The organism is Aneurinibacillus uraniidurans, from assembly GCF_028471905.1.
GTDB lineage: Bacteria > Bacillota > Bacilli > Aneurinibacillales > Aneurinibacillaceae > Aneurinibacillus > Aneurinibacillus uraniidurans.
Genome location: NZ_CP116902.1, coordinates 175633 through 199383 on the forward strand (window position 1 = coordinate 175633; position 23751 = coordinate 199383).

Here is a 23751-nt window from a genome sequence, read left to right on the forward strand (position 1 = left end):
GCTATGATGCATTTCTTTAACCCTTCTTACAGTGGTCATGCGTTCATTGAAGCACAAAGCACATACGAAGATGCGAAGGCTGTCATTTATGGCATGCCGATGGACTGGACAACAAGCTTCCGTCCGGGAACTCGTTTTGGTCCAACACGCATTCGCGAAGTGTCTATTAACCTGGAAACATACAGCCCATACGCAGATCGTGAGCTTGAAGAAGTTGCATTCTTTGATGCGGGTGATATTCCGCTTCCGTTTGGCAGCGCTCAGCGCAGCCTAGATGCGATTGAAGAGTATGTGCGTAAAGTTGTGGCAGATGGTAAATTCCCGATTGGTCTTGGCGGCGAGCACCTGGTTAGTCTTGCCCCGATTAAGGTGATGGCAGAGAAGTACCCGGATCTCGTGATCGTACACATCGATGCTCATACAGACCTGCGTCATGAGATGGAAGGGGAAGAATTGTCCCACTCGGCTGTTATTCGCCGTGCGCTGGACTATGTAAAGCCGGAAAATGTGTACCAGTTTGGTATTCGCTCTGGTCTAAAGGAAGAATTCCAGTTCGCGCAAGAAAACATGCACCTGAACAAGTTCAAAGTGATCGAGCCGCTGAAAGCGTGTCTTGACGAGCTGAAAGGACGTCCGGTTTATGTCACATACGACATTGATGCGGTTGATCCGGCATACGCTCCAGGCACAGGTACAGCGGAGCCGGGCGGTATCTCGGCAGCAGATGCAATCGAATCGATCTATCTGTTGTCTGAGCTGAACGTGGTTGGCTTTGACCTGGTAGAAGTATCTCCGGTGCTGGATCAGTCTGAGCGCACACAAATTCTTGCGTCCAAAATGATCCGTGAAGTGCTTCTCACAATGGTGAAATAAAATAGATTGTTACAAAGCCCGCTTCGGCGGGTTTTGTTTGTAGAGGGGAAAAGTATGTGCTATGTTAGAGGGATAGCATATACTTTTTTCCTTATGTAAATAACTGAAAGACAGTAGGGGGATACATATGGGCAGACCTCCCATACAGCAGGTAGCCATCACAATTGAAAGCCAGTTTGTACTGGAAGGCGGTCGTCGGGATAAGCATGAATACCGCTATGCGGGCGAGCTTCACCTGATGAACGGTACATGGTACATCAAGTATGTGGAGCAGGATGAAGCAGGTGAAACAAAGGCAACCGTGAAAGTACGACCTGACGAAGTTGTTGTCATTCGCAACGGACTTGTATCGATGCGGCAATCATTTCGTCTAGGTGTTACAACAAGCGGAGTGTTTGAAAGCCTGGCAGGTCCGATGCAGATGGACACGGAGACAACTGACGTTCGCGTGAAATACGATGAAGAAGGTTATTTATGCGAAGCAGTCTGGAATTATACCCTGTTTTTAAATGAGCAGGAAGCGGGGCACTACATGGTAACGTGCAGCTTGCAGCGCAAACGATAAGGAATAGAGAATAAAGGAGGCATCTCTTGTGAGTATTGTAGAGAAAATGAAAAGTACAATTGTAGAACAAATCAAGCAGGCGGTGATCAAGGCTGGCATCGTCGAAGCAGAACAAATCCCGGATTTTGTCCTGGAGTTACCAAAGGATAAGCAGCACGGCGACTATGCTACAAATATCGCGATGCAGTTAACTCGTATTGCACGCAAAAACCCACGTCAGATCGCAGAGCAAATCGTTGATGCGATTGATAAGGAAGCGGCAAGCATTGCAAAAATTGAAATTGCTGGGCCTGGTTTTATTAACTTCTACATGGATAACAGCTATTTGACTAATGTAGTTGGACAAGTTATCGAAGCAGGGAATACATATGGCCGTACAGATGCAGGGAAAGGAAAAAAAGTACAGGTGGAATTCGTCAGTGCGAATCCGACTGGAAGCTTGCATTTAGGTCATGCACGAGGAGCCGCGTTTGGTGATGCGCTGTGCAATGTGCTTGATATTGCGGGCTATGCTGTATCTCGCGAATATTACATCAATGATGCCGGGAACCAGATTGTCAACCTTGCTCGTTCCATAGAAGCTCGCTATTTCCAGGCACTCGGTGAAGAACGTGATATGCCGGAAGATGGCTACTACGGACAAGATATTATCGAATTCGGGAAAGAGCTGGCAGCGAAAGACGGTGACAAGTACGCGAAGATGAGCGAGGAAGAGCGTTTTATATTCTTCCGCAACTGGGGCCGTGATAAAGAACTGGAGAAAATCAAAACTGACCTGGCTGATTTCCGTGTGAAATTCGACGAATGGTTTAGTGAGACATCCCTGTATGAAACAAACGAAGTTGAGCGTATCGTCGGTGTACTGCGTGAAAAAGGCTACGTGTATGATGAAGACGGTGCGACATGGCTTCGCTCGACTGACTTTGGTGACGACAAAAACCGTGTGTTGATCAAGCAGGATGGCTCATACACGTACCTGACGCCGGATATCGCGTATCACCAGAACAAATTCAACCGTGGCTTTGACCAGTTGATTAACATCTGGGGAGCGGACCATCATGGCTACATTCCACGTATGAAAGCTGCGATGCAGTGCTTGGGCTACGATGCGGACCAGCTTGTTGTTTTGATCAATCAGATGGTTAGCTTGTATCAAGGCGGCGAGAAAGTAAAAATGTCCAAACGTACAGGTAAAGCAGTAACGATGCGTGACCTCATGGAAGAGGTTGGAACTGATGCGACGCGCTACTTCTTTACTATGCGCAGTCAGGATGCACACCTTGATTTTGATATGGATCTTGCCGTATCCAAGTCAAATGAAAACCCGGTATTTTATGTGCAATACGCTCATGCACGTATTTGCAGTATCTTCCGCCAGGCGGCTGAGCAAAGCATTGAAATCGATCTTTCCAAAGCAGATTTCAGCGGTATGACAAGCGAGAAAGAAATCGACCTGCTCAAGCATATCGGTGAATTCCCGCAGGAAGTGGCGGGTGCTGCGGAAGCACTAGCACCGCACCGTATTGTTCGCTATGTACATGAGCTGGCAGCGCTACTGCACAGCTTCTACAACGCGGAGCGCGTTATTACAGAAGATGCTGGTTTGACACAGGCGCGTCTTGCACTAATGAAAGCCGTTCAGACTACGATTGCAAACGCTCTGCGTCTAATCGGTGTATCAGCACCGGAACGCATGTAAGAATATAAAATGTAGGACTAACCCGATTTCTTTTATGGAAATCGGGTTTTGTTTTGTGAAAAAATGAAATTTTGCATCCGATAATAGTATGTATGTAGTAAGAGGTATAGATATTTGCTATTTATGCTGCATAACTTTGTTGTTAGATAAGGGGCTATTACGACGATGTATAAACAAAAAAAGAAAAGCATTCGTAGTAAATTGATTTGGGCATTTGCTGTTATTTTACTTGTACCAAGTCTTTTGATAGGGGTTACATCCTATATGACAGCAAAAGAAAAAGTAGAAGACCAGCTCATCCAGAGCGCTAAGCAGAATGTTGTACTGCTGGATCGTTTGCTTACGAGCACAATCGAACCGGAGTTAAGAGATGTAAAGCATCTGGCCTCTCTTGTGCATGGTACAACATTTCAGGGAGAAGAGCGGAATGCCATTCAGAAAAGTTTAGAAGGACTTCAGGCGCTTCATCCAGAGCTGATACACACATTTGTAGGGGCGACAAACGGTCAGATGCTGCTGGCACCGTATGAAAAGCTTGCGGACGATTATGATCCGCGCACACGTCTCTGGTACAAGCAGGCAGTTGAGCATCCAGGTCAAATTATTATTACAGAGCCGTATGTAGACGCTGCATCCAAAGATGAAGTTGTCACCATTGCTGTTCAGTCTGATGACCGAAAAAGTGTGGTAGGAATTGACCTGAATCTGAAAGCGTTGGCAGAAAGTGTGAAGCAGGTGAAGGTCGGAAATGAAGGATATGCGTTTCTGATTGATGGCTCCCGCAAATACATCGTACACCCGACACAAAAACCGGGAACCGAAGCATCCGGGTCGCCAACTGAGAAAATGTTTGCATCGACGTCGGGGGAGTTCGAATATGAATGGGAAGGCCATGAGCGCCGGATGTTTTTTGCAACGAATAAGCTGACCGGATGGAAAGTGGCCGGCACAATGTATGTGGATGAAGCAAAGAAAGAGGCGAATCCGATCTTTGTGACATTATTTGTGGTGCTGGCTGTATCATTTTTGTATGGGGGGATTCGCAGCTTTTTTGTGATTCGTTCCATTGTTGGCCCGCTGCGAGTATTGAATGAAGCGGCACATCGGGTCAGTGAAGGGAAGCTGACAGAGAGAATTGATACACATTCCAATGACGAATTTGGTGAATTGGCAGAGAGTTTTAATCATATGAGTGATTCCTTGCAGATGGTACTGCGAGAGGTACAGGAACAATCTGATCATCTTGCATCCTCCTCTTACCAGCTTACAGAAGGAGCGAATCAGACGAGCCATGCTACTGAGCAAATTACCGGAGTTATTCAGGAGGTGGCAGCAGACTCGGATAAGCAGGTAGAACGCATCGAAAGAGCATCCGGGACGGTTGTGGACATGTCGAACCGGGCGTTATCCATTGCAGAACAGGCGCGGAGCGTAACGGCATCGGCATCGCAGGCAGTCGATATGGCAGAAGAAGGAAATCTGGTTCTGCAACAAGCGGTGAATCAGATGCACGCAGTAAATGGAACGATGCAGGATTTAGAACATGTGATTAAAAACCTGGGCAAACGCTCAGATGAAATTGGCAAAATCATTGAAGTCATTACGACCATTTCCAGTCAGACGAATTTGCTTGCACTTAATGCGGCGATTGAGGCAGCTCGTGCTGGGGAACATGGGCGTGGTTTTGCGGTGGTAGCAGACGAAGTACGTGTGCTGGCTGAGCAGTCTGCGCAGTCTGCCGCACAGATCGCGGCACTGATCGGTACGATTCAACAGGAGACAGAAATGGCTGTCCAATCGATGGTGACAAGCTCACGGGAAGTGGCAGCCGGCATGGATGTAGTGGATACAGCGGGACAACTATTTGGAACGATTCGCGGTTCTGTGGCGGGCGCAGCCAGCCAGTTCCGGGAGGTAGCTGTAGCTGTTGAACAGATGGCGGCGCATACAGGGGAGATTGTTCGCGTATTTGAAGGGATGGAACAGCTAACTTCCGAGACAGCATCGGGCATGCAGACGGTATATGCCTCAACGGAAGAACAGCTTGCTTTTATGCAGGAGATTAGTGCATCTGCAGCTTCGCTTTCCCAAATGTCTGCGGAGCTTCAGGGGCTATTGCGTAAATTCGAAATTTCATAACGAGACGAAAACGGGTGCCTCGATGTTACTGTTGAGGCACCTGTTTTATCGTTTTGGTTATCGATGTTCTTTTGGGATAAAATTATAATTATTTTAGCTAGATTAAATCATAAAAAAGATATAGAATATTCTCATACCTAGGAGTGGATTTTTTGTGGAGCTTATCTGACTGAATGGTCATTCATATTTACGGATGACGATCCCTCGAAAGCTTCAACACCGAGAAGGAGATGAGAAACGATGAATACTGCTTTATCGCTGCTTAATTTGCTTGCATTCTTTGCGGTAACGGGCTATGCGGTGTATTTGTTCGCCCAGCTTGTATACAGCCGAGTCACATACATCAAGCTCGGCCGTGCAGGCGATTTGCGCGAAGACGCCTCCCAGAAAGTAAATCAGTTTCTGGTTAACGTTTTTGGACAGAGAAAACTATTAAAAGATTCCAAAAGCGGCGTGATGCATCTTGTACTTTTTTATGGATTCTTGCTAGTTCAATTTGGAGCGATTGATTTGATCTGGAAGGGACTTAAGCCAGGTTCCCATCTTCCATTTGGGGCAGCTTATCCGTACTTTTTATTGTTCCAGGAAATTGTGGTCGTTGCGATCTTACTTTCAATTTTCTACGCATGGTATCGTCGTAATGTTGAAAAATTAAAGCGCTTAAAACGTGGCTGGAAAGCCAATCTTGTTGTTTGGCTGATTACAACGTTAATGATCAGTACGCTATTTGCAGAAGCAACAGAAATGATCTGGTTGCACCCGGATCAAGTGGCGTACCATTCGACACAGCCGATTGCATCAAGCATTGCGGTTCTGTTGAGCGGAATCGGTTCGACAGCAGCAGGGGCTGTATTCTACGTATTCTGGTGGATTCACTTGCTGACGCTTTTGACTTTCCTTGTATACATTCCGCAGGGCAAGCACGCACACTTGCTGTTTGCACCGTATAACTGGCTGATGAAAGATAAGACCCGCCCACCGAGTAAATTGACAGCGCTTGACTTCGAGAAACTGGAAGAAGAAGGCGCGGAAGAGTTTGGGGTTGGCCGCATTGAGAATTTCACACAAAATCAGCTCATCGATCTGTATGCGTGTGTAGAGTGCGGTCGATGCACAAGTATGTGCCCGGCGGCGGGTACAGGTAAAACGTTGTCTCCGATGGATCTCATCGTGAAAATGCGTGATCATCTGACAGACAAAGGAGCGGCGATCACAGGACGTACACCATGGTTGCCAGCGGGTATCTTTAAAGACATGAAGGGCAACGAACTGGCGATGCAGGCAGCTACCGCAAACGTAGCAGGCGGTGAAGTAGCGGTTGCGACAGATGGTTCATCTGCGCTCAAAATCGATTACGATGTGAACTTGATTGGTGATGTCATTACCGAAGAAGAATTGTGGGCTTGTACGACATGCCGTAACTGTGAAGATCAGTGTCCGGTAGCGAATGAACACGTTGAGAAAATTGTCGACATGCGCCGCTATCTTGTTATGACAGAAGGGCAGATGCCAGCGGATGCGCAGCGTGCATTGAGCAACATCGAGCGTCAGAGCAACCCATGGGGCATTAACCGTAAGAACCGCATCAATTGGCGCGAAGGTATGGAAGATCTGGTGCCAACAGCAAAAGAAGCGGGCGAGTTCGATTACTTGTTCTTTGTTGGTTCTATGGGATCATTTGATAACCGTTCGATCAAGATTACTCAGTCGTTTATCCATGTTATGCACAAGGCTGGTATCAAGTTTGCGATTCTCGGCAATGAGGAGAAAAACTCGGGTGATACACCACGCCGTCTTGGTAACGAGATGCTGTATCAAGAGTTGGCGATGGAAAATATCGCAAACTTTGAAAAGTACGGCGTGAAGAAGATCATCACGATGGACCCGCATGCCTACAATACAATTAAAAATGAATATCCGGATTTCGGTCTTGAGGGTGTGGAAGTATATCATCACACAGAAGTATTGGCACAGTGGCTGAAAGAAGGCCGACTCAATCCGGTGAATGAAGTGAACGAACGTGTAACGTACCATGACTCTTGCTACCTGGGTCGTTACAACGAAGTGTACAATCCGCCGCGTGACATTCTGTCTGCGATTCCGGGTGTACAGATCGTGGAGATGGAACGTTCCGGCTGTGATAGCATGTGCTGCGGTGCAGGTGGCGGTATGATGTGGCAGGAAGAGCATCAAGGTACACGTGTAAACATCGCACGTACGGAACAGGCTCTGGCTGTGAATCCGACCACAATCGGAAGCGCATGCCCATACTGTCTGACGATGCTGTCTGACGGTACAAAAGCAAAAGAAATGGAAGAGAAAGTTCAGACGCTTGACCTTGTAGAAATTTTAGAAAAAGCTTTATAATTTAATCTTTTTTATTTAGTTGAATATTGATAAAATAAAAACAAATAGGGATACCCGGCGGTTACTAAGTCGCCGGGCTTCTCTTAAAGCTTATACTGACCGAGCAATCGCTCATTTTGATAATCCTTAGTTTGAGTTACAAAACGAGAGGGGCAATAAGTATGAAAAAGTCTGTAATCGTCAGCGCAGCCCGCACACCATTCGGCAAGTTCGGAGGTAGCCTTAGTTCTTTGCAAGCAGTTGATTTAGGTGGAATTGTCATCAAGGAAGCAGTTGAACGTGCAGGTATTCAGCCGGAGCAAGTGGATGAATTAATTATGGGTATGGTTTTACAAGGCGGGGCCAAGCAGATTCCATCCCGTCAGGCTGCTCGCAAGGCAGGATTGCCATGGGAAGTACAAACAGAAACGATTAACAAAGTATGTGCTTCCGGTTTGCGCAGCGTAACACTTGCGGACCAGATCATTCGTGCAGGAGACGCGGACGTTATTGTGGCAGGTGGTATGGAAAGCATGAGCAATGCGCCGTACATTTTGCCGAATGCACGCTGGGGCATGCGTATGGGTGACGGCAAGGCAGTTGACTTGATGCTTAATGACGGTCTTACAGACGCATACGACGGCAAACATATGGCTGTACATGGCAGCAATGTAGCAGCTGAATTCGAGATTGCTCGCGAGGCACAGGATGAGTGGGCACTTCGCAGCCAGCAGCGTGCAGCGGAAGCGATGAAAGCAGGCAAGTTTGCTGATGAGATCGTGCCGGTTCCAGTACCGCAGCGCAAAGGTGAGCCAGTAATTGTTGATACAGACGAATCACCGCGTGAAACGAGCATGGAACAATTAGCAAAATTACCTCCTGTCTTTACAAAAGACGGTTCCATCACAGCAGGTAACGCACCAGGTGTAAACGATGGCGCAGGTGCACTCGTTGTCATGTCCGAAGAGAAAGCAGAAGAGCTTGGTGCAAAACCACTCGCGACCATTCTCGGTCATGCGGCTGTTGGACAAGAAGCACCGTATATTGCGACTACACCAGGACTTGCGATTAATAAACTTCTTAAGAAAACAGGCTACACCATTGATCAAATTGATCTGTTTGAAGTAAATGAAGCATTTGCAGCCGTTGTCCTCACAAGCGGAAAAATCGTAGGCTGGGACCCGGAAAAAGTGAATGTCAACGGTGGAGCGATCGCATTCGGTCATCCGATTGGTGCAAGCGGCGCCCGTATCTTGATGACGCTCATCCATGAACTGCGTCGTCGCGGCGGCGGTCTGGGCATCGCAGCAATTTGCTCCGGTGCGGCACAGGGCGATGCGATTCTAGTAGAAGTTCCAAAGGCGTAAGCGGGAAATTTTATTTCCTTACGATATATAAAAGGAGTGGAGAATCCATGGAAGTAAAAACATTTATGGTTGTAGGCGCAGGTCAAATGGGAAGCGGCATTGCACAAGTAGCAGCGCAGGCAGGCTTGAACGTCATTCTTCATGACGTAAAAGATGAGTTTGTAAACCGTGGCCTTGGCGTAATTACAAAGAATCTGACACGCGATGTGGAAAAAGGACGCAAGACAGAAGAAGAGAAACAAGCGATCCTTGGCCGCATCAAGCCGTCTACAGACATCAATAACGCAAAAGATGTAGATTTCGTTGTCGAAGCGATCATCGAAAACATGGAGATCAAAACACAGCTCTTCAAACAGCTTGATGAGCTTGCGCCGGCTCATGCGATTCTCGCAAGTAACACATCTTCTCTTCCGATCACTGAAATTGCAGCGGTAACGAAACGTCCAGAGCAAGTGATCGGCATGCACTTTATGAATCCAGTTCCGGTTATGAAGCTGATCGAAGTAATCCGCGGTCTGGCTACCTCAGATGAGACATACAAAATCGTAGCGGAATTATCCGAGAAAATGAACAAAACAGCAGTAGAAGTAAATGACTTCCCTGGGTTTGTATCCAACCGCGTTCTGCTTCCGATGATCAATGAAGCAATCTACTGTGTATACGAAGGTGTAGCAACGCCGGAAGCGATTGATGATGTAATGAAAATGGGCATGAACCATCCGATGGGTCCACTGACACTCGCTGACTTTATTGGACTTGACACGTGCCTCTATATCATGGAAGTGCTGCATGAAGGCCTGGGTGATTCCAAATACCGTCCATGTCCGCTTCTGCGCAAATATGTGAAAGCAGGCTGGCTCGGACGTAAATCAGGCCGTGGCTTCTACGTGTACGAATAGATATATCTAATAGGCACATGGCAGGTGCTGTTTCAGCTAGAGCAGACAGATCGATCCAAGGAGGATAAACCATGCATTTACAATTGACAGAAGAGCAGGATATGATGCGCAAAATGGTGCGCGACTTTGCACGTGAAGAGATTGCACCGCAGATCGAAAAAATGGAAGAGACTGATGAATTCCCATATGAGATCATTCGTAAAATGGGAGAATACGGTCTGATGGGGATTCCGATTCCAGAAGCATATGGCGGTTCAGAAGCGGATTTCATCTCGTATATCATTGCCATCAATGAAATTTCTAAAGTAAGCCCGACAGTAGGGGTAATTCTCTCTGTGCACACTTCAGTTGGAACGAACCCGATTTTGTACTTCGGGAATGAAGAGCAGAAGAAGAAGTATGTACCGAAGCTTGCAACAGGGGAATATATCGGTGCGTTTGCGTTAACAGAGCCGAGTGCAGGTTCTGATGCGGCAAGTATGCGTACAACAGCTGTGAAGCAGGGCGATAAATATATTTTGAACGGCTCCAAGATTTTCATCACGAATGGTGGCGCGGCAAGTACGTATATCGTATTTGCGGTTACAGATTCATCCAAAGGACCAAAAGGGATTTCAGCTTTCATTGTAGAAAAAGATACACCAGGGTTTACTGTAGGCAAAAAGGAAAAGAAAATGGGTCTGCACGGTTCAAGTACAACCGAACTCATTTTCGATAATGCGGAAGTGCCAGCAGCAAATCTACTCGGCGAAGAGGGCATGGGCTTTACCATCGCGATGGCGAACCTTGATGTTGGTCGAATCGGGATTGCGGCGCAGGGTCTTGGGATTGCGGAAGGTGCGCTTGAGCATGCGATTGCGTATGCGAAAGAGCGTGTTCAGTTCGGCAAACCGATTGCAGCACAGCAGGGAATTGGCTTCAAGCTTGCAGATATGGCAACACAGACAGAAGCGGCTCGTATGCTTGTATACCGTGCGGCAGCGCTGCGTAATGCAGGCGTGAAATGTGGGTTAGAAGCATCAATGGCGAAGAAATTCGCAACTGACACGGCTATGAAAGTAACCACAGAAGCGATTCAGGTATTCGGCGGATATGGGTATACGCGTGAGTATCCGGTAGAGCGTCTGTTCCGAGATGCCAAAGTTACACAGATTTACGAAGGAACCAACCAGATTCAGCGTCTTGTAATTTCAAAGCACTTACTAAACAAATAATTTGAAGAAATAGGAGTGGAGAGAAATGGACTTTCAACTGTCTGAAGAACACAAAATGCTGCGTCAAATGGTACGTGATTTCGCTGAGAATGAACTAGCTGAAAAAGCGGGCGAACGTGATGAAGAAGAACATTTTGATATGGAAGTATTCCACAAGATGGCAGAACTCGGCCTGACAGGTATTCCGTGGCCGGAAGAGTACGGCGGTGCAGGCTTCGATTATCTGAGCTATGTGATCGCAGTAGAAGAGTTATCTCGTGTAGATTCCTCTGTAGGGGTTACCCTGTCTGCTCATACGTCATTAGCAGGCTGGCCGATCTATAAGTTCGGTAACGAAGAGCAGAAGCAGAAATATCTTCGTGCGCTCGCAGAAGGCCGTAGCATGGGTGCATACTGCCTGACAGAGCCAGGTTCTGGTTCCGATGCAGCTGGCATGAAAACCATTGCGAAACGTGATGGCGATGACTACATCCTGAACGGCTCCAAAATTTTTATCACAAACGGTGGACTTGCTGACATCTATGTTGTATTTGCAGCGACAACTCCAGAGTTGAAACATAAAGGACAAACCGCTTTCATCGTAACAAGCGATATGCCGGGCTTTAAAGTCGGCAAAAAAGAGAAAAAGCTCGGTATTCGTTCTTCTGCAACAACTGAAATCATCTTCGAAGATTGCCGTGTACCAGCTGAGAACGTTCTCGGCAAAGAAGGCGAAGGATTTAAAATCGCAATGATGACGCTTGATGGCGGACGTAATGGTATCGCTGCACAGGCGGTAGGTATTGCAGACGGCGCTCTGACACATGCTACTGCATATGCGAAAGAGCGTGTACAGTTTGGCAAGCCGATTGCAGCGCAACAAGGTATTGCATTCAAGCTGGCTGATATGGCGACAAAAGTAGAAGCAGCACGTCTTCTAACATACCAGGCAGCTGTACTGGAAGATCAGAAACTCCCATATGGTAAGGCGTCTGCGATGGCGAAGCTGTTCGCAGGTGATATTGCAATGGAAGTAACAACTGATGCAGTACAAGTATTCGGCGGTTACGGCTATACACGTGAATATCCGGTTGAACGCTTTATGCGCGATGCCAAAATTACACAGATTTACGAAGGAACAAACGAAATCCAGCGTCTCGTCATTTCAAATTACCTGCTTAAAGACTAGGAAGTGACCGTTGTGCATGAGTTAGTAGAACGCATCTTGCATGGAGATCGCCGGGCGGCTGCCCGGGCGATCTCGTATGTAGAAAGTAATCATCCAGATAAAACGCAGGTGTTGCAGGAACTTTTCCCCCACACCGGAAATGCATTTCTTGTCGGCATCACTGGCTCACCGGGAGCGGGTAAAAGCTCATTCGTTGACAAGTTGATTGGCTATCTTCGTAAAAAAGGTCTGACAGTCGGCATTGTTGCTGTGGACCCGACTAGCCCTTTTACTGGGGGTGCGATTCTCGGCGACCGAATTCGCATGCAGGATCACTTCCTCGACGAGGGCGTATTCATCCGCAGTATGGGAACACGAGGCAGCCTAGGTGGCCTTGCTCGTTCTACCAAAGAAGCGGTACGCATTCTTGATGCGTACGGCAAAGATGTGATTATTATTGAGACAGTTGGCGTTGGCCAATCTGAGCTTGATATTATGAACATTGCCGATACGACAGCCGTCGTGCTCAATCCAGGCGGTGGCGATACCATTCAGGCATTCAAAGCTGGAATTATGGAAATCGCCGACCTATTTATTCTGAATAAAGCTGATCTTGCGGGAACGGATAAGCTCATGCGCGAGGTGGAGCAGATGTTAGATCTCGTCAAACACGATGCGCCATGGCGTCCGCCGATTGTCAAGACGATCTCGCTTCAGAATAAGGGGATTGATGAGGCATGGCAGGCATTCATCGATCATCAGGAATATTCTAAGCAAAGTGGAGAGTGGCAGACACGCCGAGCTTCTCATTTGCGTGAGGAAGTTATGGAGATCGTAGAATATGACATGCATCAGATCGTTATGCAACAGCTGCGTAGTGATGCATATGCTGAAAGTATGGCGAAAGTTTCGAATCGAGAAGTCGATCCATACGAAGTGGCAGGGAAGTTATTTCAATCACTCGTTCGCGAAAAGTAATGAGCTGAATTTTGTTGCGGAGGACTTTCTTGCCTGCGTATAATAAAAAGAAAAGAAGAGGCCGGTGAGCCTTTTCTTTTTCCTCGCACTCTGAGCATACGCTCAGTCGAGGGTGAAGAGAAGGGGCGATGAGTTGAGAATGGAGAGGAAAAAAGCAATTCCCTCAATGGTTAAAGACCCAAAGTTAATAGAGAAGCGCCGGGAACAAATCGTGGAGGCAGCTGTTGAACTATTTATCTCGAAAGGGTTTCATAAGACAACAACGAGAGAAATCTCACGGGCATCCGGATTCAGTATCGGAACATTATATGAGTACATCGAATCGAAAGAGGATGTATTGTATCTTGTGTGTGATGCGATTCATCAGAACATGGAGCGTGGCTTAAAAGAAGTGCTGGTGAATGGTGTGAGCGGAGCTGTGATGCTGAAGGCAGCCATTGAAGGGTTCTTACGTGTAATGGATGAGATGCAGGATCGCGTTTTACTAATTTATCAAGAGATCAAATCACTTCCGAGAGATACGATGAAATACGTCATGGAGAAGGAAGAAGAAATTACGAGCTTTTTTGAAGAGATTCTACACCGTGGGCGTAAGGATGGATCATTGAATATTGAGGAAACACTGATCAAGCTGATGGCGCACAATATCGTCGTGCTTGGTGAGATGTGGACCTTCCGTCGCTGGAGTCTACGGAAGAATTATACACTTGAGCAATATACAGAAATTCAGACATCATTGATTTTGCGTGACTTGACAGGGAAGTAGGAGTCTCTTGTATGAAAGGATAGAGGAAATAGACGATCGTTTTCTCCTCTATCTGCTTTTTCTGATCATTTTCCGAAAATGGGGAGGAACTTGAATATGGAAACGACCATTTACCGTCCGAAACACAACGTTCGTTTTGTAACCGCTGCCAGCTTGTTTGATGGACACGATGCTTCAATTAATATCATGCGTCGCATTCTGCAGGCAGGCGGTGTGGAAGTCATTCATCTTGGTCACAACCGTTCTGTAGAGGAGATTGTAAACGCTGCAATTCAAGAAGATGCGCAGGGGATTGCGATTAGCTCCTATCAGGGTGGTCACGTCGAGTACTTTAAGTACATTGTTGATTTGTTGAAGGAAAAGAATGCTTCTCATATTAAAGTGTTCGGTGGCGGTGGTGGCGTTATCGTTCCTGCCGAAATTCGTGAATTACATGAATATGGCGTTGCACGCATTTTCTCACCGGATGATGGGCGTACATTGGGGCTTCAAGGGATGATCAACTCTATGATTGAGCAGACGGATTATCCGACGCCTAAAGAAGTTGAAAAAGAGATCGAAAATTTAAAAAACAAAAGTTGGAACGCGATCGGCCGCCTGATCACATTGGCAGAAGAAAATGTAGAGCAGAAGGATAAAGAGGTAGCAGCTACGCTTGAGAAAGTACAAGAGATGACGGCAACTGTACCGGTTCTCGGCATTACAGGTACAGGTGGTGCGGGTAAGAGCTCGCTTACAGATGAACTTGTTCGCCGTTATATTGAGCAGTTCCCGGATAAGACAATCGCGATTCTTTCAGTTGATCCATCTAAACAAAAAACGGGTGGAGCACTGCTCGGCGACCGGATTCGCATGAATGCAATTAACTCACCACGTGTATACATGCGTTCTCTTGCGACTCGTAATTCGCACAGCGAGCTGAGCCAGGCAATTGATGATGCGATTAACATCGTAAAAGCGGCAGGCTATGATTTTATTATCGTAGAAACGTCCGGTATCGGTCAGGGCGATGCTAATATCACAAAAGTTTGCGACCTGGCGATGTATGTAATGACAAGCGAATTCGGTGCACCGACTCAGCTTGAGAAAATTGACATGATTGATTATGCCAATGTTATTGCCATTAACAAGTTTGAGCGACGCGGTTCAGAAGATGCACTGCGCGATGTGAAAAAGCAGTGGAAACGCAGCCGTAATCTGTTTGAGATGAGCGACGCTGATGTACCGGTATATGGCACAATTGCAAGCCAGTTCAACGATCCGGGTACCAATGTACTGTTTGTGAATCTGATGCGAATTGTAGGCGAGAAAACGGCAACAGAATGGCCGACAACGATCGATATTTCTGGTGATCAAAAATCGAAGAAGAACTATATCATTCCGTCTGACCGCATTCATTATTTGGCGGAAATCGCAAATACAACGCGTGATTATAAAAAATTTACCGAACAACAGGTGCAGATTGCTCGCAAGCTGTATCAGTTGAAAGGGACAAAAGAAGAGTTTGCGAAGCAGACAGGTGAGATGGCAGGCGAACTGTTGAAGCAGCTTGATGCGTGCATTGCACACTATGAAGAGAAAATCCATCCAGAAACGAAAAAAATTCTGGAGAACTGGAATAGCATTAAAGAAGCGTATCAGCAAGATGAGTTAGTTACAAAAGTTCGGGATAAAGAAATCCGTACACAGCTGTACACCACATCGTTGTCTGGCACACGTATCTCGAAAGTGGCACTGCCGAAGTTTGAAGACTGGGGTGAAATCGTTCGTTGGGTCATGAGCGAGAATCTGCCAGGCTACTTCCCGTACACAGCGGGTGTATTCCCGTTCAAGCGTGATGGGGAAGATCCGAAGCGTCAGTTCGCAGGCGAAGGTACGCCAGAGCGTACGAACCGTCGCTTCCACTACCTGTCCAAAGACGACACTGCGAAGCGCCTCAGTACGGCATTCGACAGCGTAACGTTGTACGGGGAAGACCCGGATTATCGTCCAGACATCTACGGTAAAATTGGTACGAGCGGCGTAAGCATCTGTACGCTCGATGATATGAAAAAGCTGTATGACGGCTTCGATCTCTGCCATCCATCTACTTCCGTATCTATGACGATTAATGGACCGGCTCCAATCATTCTAGCGATGTATATGAACACCGCGATCGAGCAGCAAGTAAAGCTGTTCGTAGAAGCGAATGGTCACGAGCCAAATGCGGATGAAATGGCGAAAATTAAAGCAGATACGCTGCGTAACGTACGCGGTACGGTACAGGCTGATATTTTGAAAGAAGATCAGGGCCAGAATACGTGCATCTTCTCAACGGAATTCGCGTTGAAGATGATGGGGGATATTCAGGAATACTTTATTAAAAATTATGTTCGTAATTACTACTCGGTTAGTATTTCCGGCTATCATATTGCTGAAGCAGGTGCGAACCCGATTTCCCAGCTGGCATTCACGCTGGCAAATGGATTTACGTATGTCGAATATTACTTGAGCCGTGGCATGAACATCGATGACTTTGCGCCGAACCTGTCATTCTTCTTTAGCAACGGTCTTGATCCAGAGTACTCGGTGCTCGGTCGTGTGGCGCGTCGCATCTGGTCAACGGTGATTAAGAATAAATACAGCGGCAATGAGCGAAGCCAGAAGCTAAAATATCATATCCAGACGTCCGGACGTTCCCTGCACGCACAGGAAATGGACTTCAATGACATTCGTACGACATTACAAGCACTCATGGCAATCTATGATAACTGCAACTCGCTTCATACGAATGCGTATGACGAGGCGATTACAACACCAACGGAGAACTCGGTGCGTCGTGCGATGGCAATTCAAATGATTATCACGAAAGAACTTGGTCTGGCGAAGAATGAAAACTCGCTGCAGGGCTCGTTCATTCTGGAAGAGTTGACCGATCTCGTAGAGGAAGCCGTTCTGACTGAATTCCAGCGTATTAGCGACCGTGGTGGCGTACTTGGTGCGATGGAAACACAATATCAGCGCAGCAAGATTCAAGAGGAGTCTCTTTACTATGAGACACTCAAGCACAACGGTGACCTGCCAATTATCGGTGTGAATACGTTCCTCAATCCGAATTCAACAGAAGAAGATTACGAGATTGAGCTGGCGCGTTCCACAGAGGAAGAGAAGCAACAGCAAATCACCAATCTGCGTGCCTTCCAGGAGAGACATAAAGATGCGGCTTCAACTGCACTTGCTCGCTTGAAGGAAGTGGCGTACAGCAACGGCAATATTTTTGCCGAGCTGATGGAGACGGTGAAGGTAGCGAGTCTGGGACAGATTACAGGTGCGCTTTACGAAGTAGGCGGCCAATACCGTCGCAACATGTGATTGATGTGGTGAGTGGAAAAGCTGTGCATGTCTTTTCTGGCAGGGAAGAATCAACTGTCCGCTCCGTTGACAGCTGCGCTGGTCTGTCAAACATCTGGGTAGCGCAATGATGGAGACAATGACAGCCCTGTTGGCGCATCTGCCAACTCCGCTGGGCGACGAAAAGAAAGGCACGAGCTTTTCCACTCCCACATCCCGATAGTTTTGGAAGGCTAAGCTCACGCAGCAACTGCGTGAGCTTGGCTTTGTTGTTTTAAGGTTTTCATCATTTTAAAAAGTATGGCGAGGAAGAGAGTTTGTACAAGGAGGAATATTTGTTTGAACGAAGGTTTGTCTTTCCTAACTCAGCGGAGCAAGACTGACGGGCGTAAAAGCCTGCAATTGTCTCCCTCATTGAGCTACCCAGATGTTTTGCAAGGCAGCCCGACAGTCTTGTGGAGCGGACAGTTTACGCTTCATTGAGAGAAAGACAACACGCAGTGAAAACAAATATTCCTCACTTTGCAACAAGCTCTGTCTCGTCCACTTGCTTTTTAGGGTCTAAATTGTATAAAATAAGGAATGCTGAATACTAGGGATACTATGCGTGCATGTCACAGACAGCCGCTGTTCGAAATATATGCCAAGAAGGGAAGTGCTCCGGGTGAGTAATGCGTTAAACCTTGAAGCAGAACAATTAAAAGAAATAGCGATGGTCGACCTTGCCTATCGTCTTCTTACACAAACGAAAAAACCAACAAATTATCGCGAACTGTTTAATGAACTTGTTGAGATGAAAGGTATGTCTCAAGAAGAGGCTATGGATATCATTGCGCAGGTGTACACAGAAATCAATCTGGATGGACGCTTCATTTGTCTCGGCGAAAACATGTGGGGTCTGAAGCGCTGGTACCTCGTTGAAACGCAAGAAGAGTCAGCAGAAGGTGGCTTCCGTGGGAAGTATCTGCTGGATGACTTCGACGACGATGATGAAGACCTGGATGAAGAGTATGATGAGGTTGAGGAAGACGACCTCATAACAAATGTCAGTGATGATGATGAAGATCTGGACGCTGATTTCGATGACGAAGATGAGTCAGACGAAGAGTTCAGCGATGAAGATGACGATGAAGCAGATACTGATGACGATGACGACGAAGATCTTGACATGTAAGATTGGGAAAGATAAAATACTTTTTGGGCTTTAAAAGTTGACGAATACGTTAGTCACGAAAAACAAAAGTGCCCTTCCGACGTGCTCGGCTGGGGAGTGCTTTTGTTTTTTTGTTTTTGTAGATGTTTTTCATACTAGAGGTAGTTTTGTGGAAAAGTATTGAATGGGCAAAGAAAGAGGGGTTACTTGTATGGCAAAGTATATATTCGTAACAGGTGGAGTTGTATCTTCGCTTGGCAAAGGGATTACAGCGGCATCACTCGGTCGCCTTTTGAAAAACCGTGGACTTCAGGTGACAATTCAGAAGTTTGACCCGTATATCAACGTGGACCCAGGTACAATGAGTCCGTATCAGCACGGTGAAGTATTCGTAACAGAAGACGGAGCGGAAACAGACCTTGACCTTGGACACTATGAGCGTTTTATTGACATTAACTTGAATTCCAACAGTAACGTGACAACAGGTAAAATCTATTCTTCCGTTATCACAAAAGAGCGCCGTGGTGATTACCTCGGTGGTACCGTTCAAGTTATTCCGCATATCACAAACGAAATCAAAGAGCGTGTTTTCCGTGCGGGACGTGAAGCGAATGTGGACGTGGTCATTACAGAGATTGGCGGTACAGTAGGCGATATCGAAAGCTTGCCGTTCCTAGAAGCCATTCGCCAGATTAAAAGCGATGTAGGCCGTGATAATGTGATGTACATTCACTGTACACTCATGCCATATCTGAAAGCAGCAGGCGAGCTGAAAACAAAGCCGACTCAGCATAGCGTAAAAGAACTGCGCAGCTTAGGTATTCAGCCAAACGTAATTGTCTGTCGTACTGAGCAGTCAATCTCGCAGGATATGAAAGATAAGCTTGCGTTATTCTGTGATATTGATCCAAAAGCGGTTGTGGAATGTATCGATGCAGATTCTCTGTATGAAGTTCCGCTTATGCTGAAGGATCAAGGTCTTGACGATTATGTATGTAATCACCTCAATCTCACATGTCCAGAAGCGGACATGACAGACTGGATGAAGCTTCTGAATAAAGTTAAAAACCTGTCTCATACTACAACGATCGCGATGGTTGGTAAATATGTAGCGCTGCATGACGCGTACATCAGTATCGCAGAAGCGCTGTACCATGCAGGTTATGAGAACGATACAGACATTAAAATCGAATGGGTTGACGCCGAAGAAGTGTATGAGCATAATGTTGCGGACATGCTGGGCCATGTAGATGGAATTCTCATCCCAGGTGGCTTCGGTGACCGTGGTGTAGAAGGTAAAATTATTGCAACCAAATATGCGCGTGAGAACAAGATTCCGTTCTTCGGCATTTGCCTGGGCATGCAGGTAGCGGTGATTGAGTTTGCACGTCATGTGGCAGGCTTGCAAGATGCGAATAGCTCGGAGATCAATCCAGCTACACCGCATCCAGTTATCGACATTCTGCCGGATCAGAAAGATATCGAGAATCTCGGTGGTACAATGCGTCTGGGCTTATATCCGTGCAAAGTTGAGAAAGACAGTGCTGCACATGCTGCGTACGGTGAAGATCTCGTATATGAACGCCATCGCCATCGCTATGAGTTTAACAACGAGTACAGAGAACAGCTTCAGAAGGCAGGTCTGCGCGTGAGTGGTACATCCCCAGACGGTCGATTGGTTGAAATCGTGGAAATTCCGGATCATCCGTGGTTCGTAGCCGGTCAGTTCCACCCGGAATTTGCTTCCCGTCCGAATCGTCCACAGCCGCTGTTCCGTGACTTTGTTGGTGCGGCTTTGCAATTGAAAAAGTAATGGTTATTAGAGGAGGGACAGGCTTATATGCCTGTCCCTTTTCTTTGCTTACAAAAAAAAGGATTTTGTAGGGAAGTATCGAATGTATAAGGTCAAACATGTGCTGGATGTGTAGGGTTGTCTAGATCTGGCAAGAATGAAGGGGGAGATAGCGTGGAAGATAAAAAAGTGCTGATTGTTGATGATCAGTATGGAATTCGCGTGCTGCTGTTTGAGGTGTTTGGCAAAGAGGGTTATCAAACATTTCAGGCCGCGAACGGGAAGCAAGCGCTGGAGATCGTTGTAGATGAAGCACCGGACCTGGTCATTCTTGATATGAAAATACCGGGCATGGATGGTCTGGAAATTCTAAAAGAAATTAAAAAAATCGCCCCGGATACAAAAGTCATCATGATGACAGCGTATGGCGAGTTAGATATGATTAAAGAGGCCACTCAATTGGGTGCGCTTACACACTTTACGAAGCCGTTTGACATTGACGAGTTGCGAACAGCGGTAAATAACCAACTCGCATGCTAAACCGGCATTGTGCTATAATAACAATGTTTGCAAGGAATGTGCGATAAAACAAGGAGGACTTTACATATGCCATTAGTTTCGATGACAGATATGTTAAAGAAGGCCGTACTCGGAAAATATGCGGTCGGTCAATTTAACCTGAATAACCTGGAGTTTACACAGGCAATTTTGCAGGCTGCACAGGAAGAGAATGCACCTGTCATCCTTGGAGTAAGTGAAGGAGCAGCGCGCTATATGGGCGGCTTCAAGCTGGTTGTTGTGATGGTGGAAGCACTAATGGAAGAGTACAACATTACTGTTCCGGTTGCTATTCATCTTGACCATGGTTCTTCTTTCGAAAAATGTATGGAAGCGATCCATGCCGGATTTACATCCGTTATGATTGATGGATCACATTATCCGCTTGAAGAGAACATCGCACTCACGAAGCGTGTAGTTGATGTAGCTCATGCACTTGGGGTTTCCGTAGAAGCGGAACTGGGCCGTATTGGTGGACAGGAGGATGACCTGGTAGTGGATGATGCAGAAGCGATGTATGCTGTGCCGTCTGAGTGTGATCAACTCGTACGTGAGACAGGTGTAGATTGCTTTGCGCCAGCACTCGGTTCTGTACATGGTCCATATAAAGGCAAGCCGAACCTCGGTTTTGGACGTATGGAAGAGGTTATGAATCTGACAGGTATTCCGCTCGTTCTGCACGGTGGTACAGGAATTCCAACGGATGATATCAAGCGTGCGATTTCGCTTGGTACAGCCAAAATTAACGTAAATACAGAAAATCAGATCGCAGCTTCTGCGACTGTGCGCAAAGTTCTGGAAGAAAAACCAGATCTATACGATCCGCGTAAATATCTCGCACCAGCACGCGATACGATTAAGGAAACAGTAAAAGCAAAGATTCGCGAATTCGGCAGCAGTAACCAGGCCTAAAAGAAGGAGCGTACTTATGAGATTTTTTATCGATACGGCAAACGTAAATGAGATTCGTGAAGTAAACGAGTGGGGCGTACTGGCAGGTGTGACGACAAATCCGTCACTGGTTGCCAAGGAAGGCCGTGACTTCGAGGAAACACTGAAAGAGATCATTGATATTATTGATGGACCGATCAGTGCGGAAGTCATTAGTCTTGAAGCGGACGGGATGATTGAAGAGGGTGAGAAACTTTCCTCGCTCTCCAAAAATATCGTCATTAAAGTTCCGATGACAGTGGAAGGCTTAAAAGCCGTTAAATATTTCACAAAGAAAAAAATCAAAACGAATGTGACGCTTGTTTTCTCGGCGACACAGGCGCTTCTTGCGGCACGTGCGGGCGCGACATACGTTTCTCCGTTCCTTGGCCGCCTCGATGATATTTCACATGATGGTTTGCAATTGATCTCTGACATCTCTGATATTTTTACCGTTCATGATATTGATACAGAGATCATCGCAGCAAGCGTTCGCCATCCGATTCATGTTGTGGAATGCGCGAAGCTTGGGGCTGATATTGCAACCATTCCGTACGCAACCTTCAAACAAATGGTGAAACACCCGTTAACAGACCACGGAATTGAACGTTTTCTTGCAGACTGGGAAAAAGCGCAGCAAAAATAATACAGGAAAAAAGCACCTTTTTGATTTTTTATCACGAAAGGTGCTTTTTCCCATTGAGTAAGGAGAATCAACCTGTGGAAAAGCTGTTCATTCGAGGCGGGCACAAGCTTCGAGGGCGTGTGCAGATTAGCGGAGCGAAAAACAGTGCGGTTGCGCTCATTCCCGCTGCTATTCTCGCCGGTGCCGAAGTTGTGCTAGATAATGTGCCAGACATTAGTGACGTACAGATTTATACGGAGATTTTGGAAGATTTAGGGGCGACAGTAGTCCGTGATAACGATATGCTGCGCATTGATTCTTCCAAAATGGTGGCGAAACCGATGCCGAATGGTAAGATTAAAGAGCTGCGAGCTTCCTACTATTTGATGGGTGCGCTGCTTGGCCGATTTGGCGAGGCAACAATCGGAATGCCTGGCGGATGTAACCTTGGTCCTCGTCCAATTGATCAACATATCAAAGGGTTTGAAGCACTCGGAACCGTATTGTCTCACGAGCGCGGGTCCCTACACCTTGAAGGAAAGAACATGGTTGGTACACGTGTCTATCTAGACGTTGTCAGTGTAGGGGCTACGATCAATATTATGCTAGCTGCCTGCCGGGCAAAAGGGCGTACCGTCATTGAGAATGCAGCGAAAGAACCAGAAATTATCGATGTGGCAACACTGCTGAATGCCATGGGAGCAAGCATCAAAGGTGCTGGCACAGATGTAATTCGGATTGATGGGTGTCAGGAGCTGCACGGTTGCAGGCATTCGATTATCCCGGATCGGATTGAAGCGGGCACATACATGATTGCGGCGGCTGCGACGAGAGGGGATGTCGTAATCGACAATATTATTCCTCGCCATCTTGAATCTCTTACAGCCAAATTAAGGGAGATGAAAGTGGAGATCGAAGAAGAGGGCGATGCGATTCGCGTGCGGGGTGGCGGTGATTATATAGGGGTTGATATCAAAACCCTTCCGTATCCAGGATTTCCAACCGATCTTCAGCAGCCAATTACAGCCTTGCTCACAGCAGCCCAAGGGGCAAGCATTGTGACCGATAATATTTATCAAGCCCGCTTTAAGCATGTCGATCATCTACTTAACATGGGAGCTAAAATTAAAGTAGAAGGGCGCTCGGCTGTTATTGAGGGGCCAACTCCTCTGTATGGGGCGCGTGTAACGGCAACCGATTTACGTGCTGGTGCGGCTCTTGTAATTGCAGGGTTGATGGCGGAAGATGTAACGGAAATTAGCGGTCTGACCCATATTGATCGTGGGTATTCTAATCTGGAAGAGAAATTAAGAAGTCTCGGAGCCGAGATGTGGCGCGAACAACATATACAAAGTGCGCAATAAGAAACA

Annotated in this window: 18 protein-coding genes; all 18 read left to right on the top strand. The window is 46.8% G+C overall.

Annotated elements, in window-relative coordinates; all coding sequences use genetic code 11:
• Positions 1 to 6: 6 nt before the first annotated feature.
• The 18 genes from speB to PO771_RS00995 all read left to right on the top strand — a co-directional run bounded on the left by speB (position 7) and on the right by PO771_RS00995 (position 23745).
• The gene (gene speB / locus PO771_RS00910; protein WP_272563072.1) at positions 7 to 873 is read left to right on the top strand and encodes an agmatinase; all 867 of its coding nucleotides are present in this window, start codon (positions 7 to 9) and stop codon (positions 871 to 873) included.
• A 127-nt stretch (positions 874 to 1000) separates the two neighbouring features.
• A complete protein-coding gene (locus PO771_RS00915) occupies positions 1001 to 1438 on the top strand; it encodes a YwiB family protein (RefSeq protein ID WP_272561445.1) in 438 nt (145 codons plus the stop codon).
• Positions 1439 to 1466: 28 nt separating this feature from the next.
• Positions 1467 to 3137, top strand: coding sequence for an arginine--tRNA ligase (gene argS / locus PO771_RS00920; protein ID WP_272561446.1), 1671 nt, complete (start codon positions 1467 to 1469; stop codon positions 3135 to 3137).
• A gap of 165 nt (positions 3138 to 3302) precedes the next feature.
• Entirely contained in the window at positions 3303 to 5276 is a 1974-nt protein-coding gene (locus PO771_RS00925) for a methyl-accepting chemotaxis protein (protein ID WP_272561447.1), read from the top strand.
• Between the two features lie 240 nt (positions 5277 to 5516).
• Entirely contained in the window at positions 5517 to 7643 is a 2127-nt protein-coding gene (locus tag PO771_RS00930) for a (Fe-S)-binding protein (protein WP_272561448.1), read from the top strand.
• Between the two features lie 161 nt (positions 7644 to 7804).
• Positions 7805 to 8989: an acetyl-CoA C-acetyltransferase gene (locus tag PO771_RS00935; RefSeq protein ID WP_272561449.1), complete on the top strand. Its 1185-nt coding sequence runs from the start codon at positions 7805 to 7807 to the stop codon at positions 8987 to 8989.
• A 47-nt stretch (positions 8990 to 9036) separates the two neighbouring features.
• A complete protein-coding gene (locus PO771_RS00940) occupies positions 9037 to 9888 on the top strand; it encodes a 3-hydroxybutyryl-CoA dehydrogenase (RefSeq protein ID WP_272561450.1) in 852 nt (283 codons plus the stop codon).
• Between the two features lie 71 nt (positions 9889 to 9959).
• Positions 9960 to 11102: an acyl-CoA dehydrogenase gene (locus PO771_RS00945; protein WP_272561451.1), complete on the top strand. Its 1143-nt coding sequence runs from the start codon at positions 9960 to 9962 to the stop codon at positions 11100 to 11102.
• A gap of 25 nt (positions 11103 to 11127) precedes the next feature.
• On the top strand, positions 11128 to 12270 hold the full coding sequence (locus PO771_RS00950; RefSeq protein WP_272561452.1) for an acyl-CoA dehydrogenase: 1143 nt from the start codon (positions 11128 to 11130) through the stop codon (positions 12268 to 12270).
• Between the two features lie 12 nt (positions 12271 to 12282).
• Positions 12283 to 13227: a methylmalonyl Co-A mutase-associated GTPase MeaB gene (gene meaB / locus PO771_RS00955; RefSeq protein ID WP_272561453.1), complete on the top strand. Its 945-nt coding sequence runs from the start codon at positions 12283 to 12285 to the stop codon at positions 13225 to 13227.
• Positions 13228 to 13366: 139 nt separating this feature from the next.
• The gene (locus tag PO771_RS00960; protein ID WP_272561454.1) at positions 13367 to 13993 is read left to right on the top strand and encodes a TetR/AcrR family transcriptional regulator; all 627 of its coding nucleotides are present in this window, start codon (positions 13367 to 13369) and stop codon (positions 13991 to 13993) included.
• Between the two features lie 96 nt (positions 13994 to 14089).
• Entirely contained in the window at positions 14090 to 17344 is a 3255-nt protein-coding gene (icmF, locus tag PO771_RS00965) for a fused isobutyryl-CoA mutase/GTPase IcmF (protein ID WP_272561455.1), read from the top strand.
• 634 nt (positions 17345 to 17978) lie between these two features.
• Complete coding sequence (rpoE, locus tag PO771_RS00970; RefSeq protein ID WP_272561456.1) at positions 17979 to 18497, top strand: DNA-directed RNA polymerase subunit delta; 519 nt, start codon at positions 17979 to 17981, stop codon at positions 18495 to 18497.
• A 190-nt stretch (positions 18498 to 18687) separates the two neighbouring features.
• Positions 18688 to 20289, top strand: coding sequence for a CTP synthase (locus PO771_RS00975; protein ID WP_272561457.1), 1602 nt, complete (start codon positions 18688 to 18690; stop codon positions 20287 to 20289).
• Between the two features lie 153 nt (positions 20290 to 20442).
• Positions 20443 to 20808 carry a response regulator gene (locus PO771_RS00980; RefSeq protein WP_272561458.1) on the top strand — a complete coding sequence of 122 codons (366 nt, stop codon included), beginning with the start codon at positions 20443 to 20445 and terminating at the stop codon, positions 20806 to 20808.
• A gap of 66 nt (positions 20809 to 20874) precedes the next feature.
• Entirely contained in the window at positions 20875 to 21738 is an 864-nt protein-coding gene (gene fba / locus PO771_RS00985; protein WP_272561459.1) for a class II fructose-1,6-bisphosphate aldolase, read from the top strand.
• A 16-nt stretch (positions 21739 to 21754) separates the two neighbouring features.
• The gene (gene fsa, locus PO771_RS00990) at positions 21755 to 22402 is read left to right on the top strand and encodes a fructose-6-phosphate aldolase (protein ID WP_272561460.1); all 648 of its coding nucleotides are present in this window, start codon (positions 21755 to 21757) and stop codon (positions 22400 to 22402) included.
• A 74-nt stretch (positions 22403 to 22476) separates the two neighbouring features.
• Positions 22477 to 23745 carry a UDP-N-acetylglucosamine 1-carboxyvinyltransferase gene (locus PO771_RS00995; RefSeq protein ID WP_272561461.1) on the top strand — a complete coding sequence of 423 codons (1269 nt, stop codon included), beginning with the start codon at positions 22477 to 22479 and terminating at the stop codon, positions 23743 to 23745.
• Positions 23746 to 23751 lie beyond the last annotated feature (6 nt).

What these genes read in the sequence shown, in the direction of transcription:
- speB (WP_272563072.1), top strand. Translation starts at nt 7, where the DNA reads ATGCATTTCTTTAACCCTTCTTACAGTGGTCATGCGTTCATTGAAGCA.
- PO771_RS00915 (WP_272561445.1), top strand. Translation starts at nt 1,001, where the DNA reads ATGGGCAGACCTCCCATACAGCAGGTAGCCATCACAATTGAAAGCCAG.
- PO771_RS00925 (WP_272561447.1), top strand. Translation starts at nt 3,303, where the DNA reads ATGTATAAACAAAAAAAGAAAAGCATTCGTAGTAAATTGATTTGGGCA.
- PO771_RS00930 (WP_272561448.1), top strand. Translation starts at nt 5,517, where the DNA reads ATGAATACTGCTTTATCGCTGCTTAATTTGCTTGCATTCTTTGCGGTA.
- PO771_RS00935 (WP_272561449.1), top strand. Translation starts at nt 7,805, where the DNA reads ATGAAAAAGTCTGTAATCGTCAGCGCAGCCCGCACACCATTCGGCAAG.
- PO771_RS00940 (WP_272561450.1), top strand. Translation starts at nt 9,037, where the DNA reads ATGGAAGTAAAAACATTTATGGTTGTAGGCGCAGGTCAAATGGGAAGC.
- PO771_RS00945 (WP_272561451.1), top strand. Translation starts at nt 9,960, where the DNA reads ATGCATTTACAATTGACAGAAGAGCAGGATATGATGCGCAAAATGGTG.
- PO771_RS00950 (WP_272561452.1), top strand. Translation starts at nt 11,128, where the DNA reads ATGGACTTTCAACTGTCTGAAGAACACAAAATGCTGCGTCAAATGGTA.
- PO771_RS00960 (WP_272561454.1), top strand. Translation starts at nt 13,367, where the DNA reads ATGGAGAGGAAAAAAGCAATTCCCTCAATGGTTAAAGACCCAAAGTTA.
- icmF (WP_272561455.1), top strand. Translation starts at nt 14,090, where the DNA reads ATGGAAACGACCATTTACCGTCCGAAACACAACGTTCGTTTTGTAACC.
- PO771_RS00975 (WP_272561457.1), top strand. Translation starts at nt 18,688, where the DNA reads ATGGCAAAGTATATATTCGTAACAGGTGGAGTTGTATCTTCGCTTGGC.
- fba (WP_272561459.1), top strand. Translation starts at nt 20,875, where the DNA reads ATGCCATTAGTTTCGATGACAGATATGTTAAAGAAGGCCGTACTCGGA.
- fsa (WP_272561460.1), top strand. Translation starts at nt 21,755, where the DNA reads ATGAGATTTTTTATCGATACGGCAAACGTAAATGAGATTCGTGAAGTA.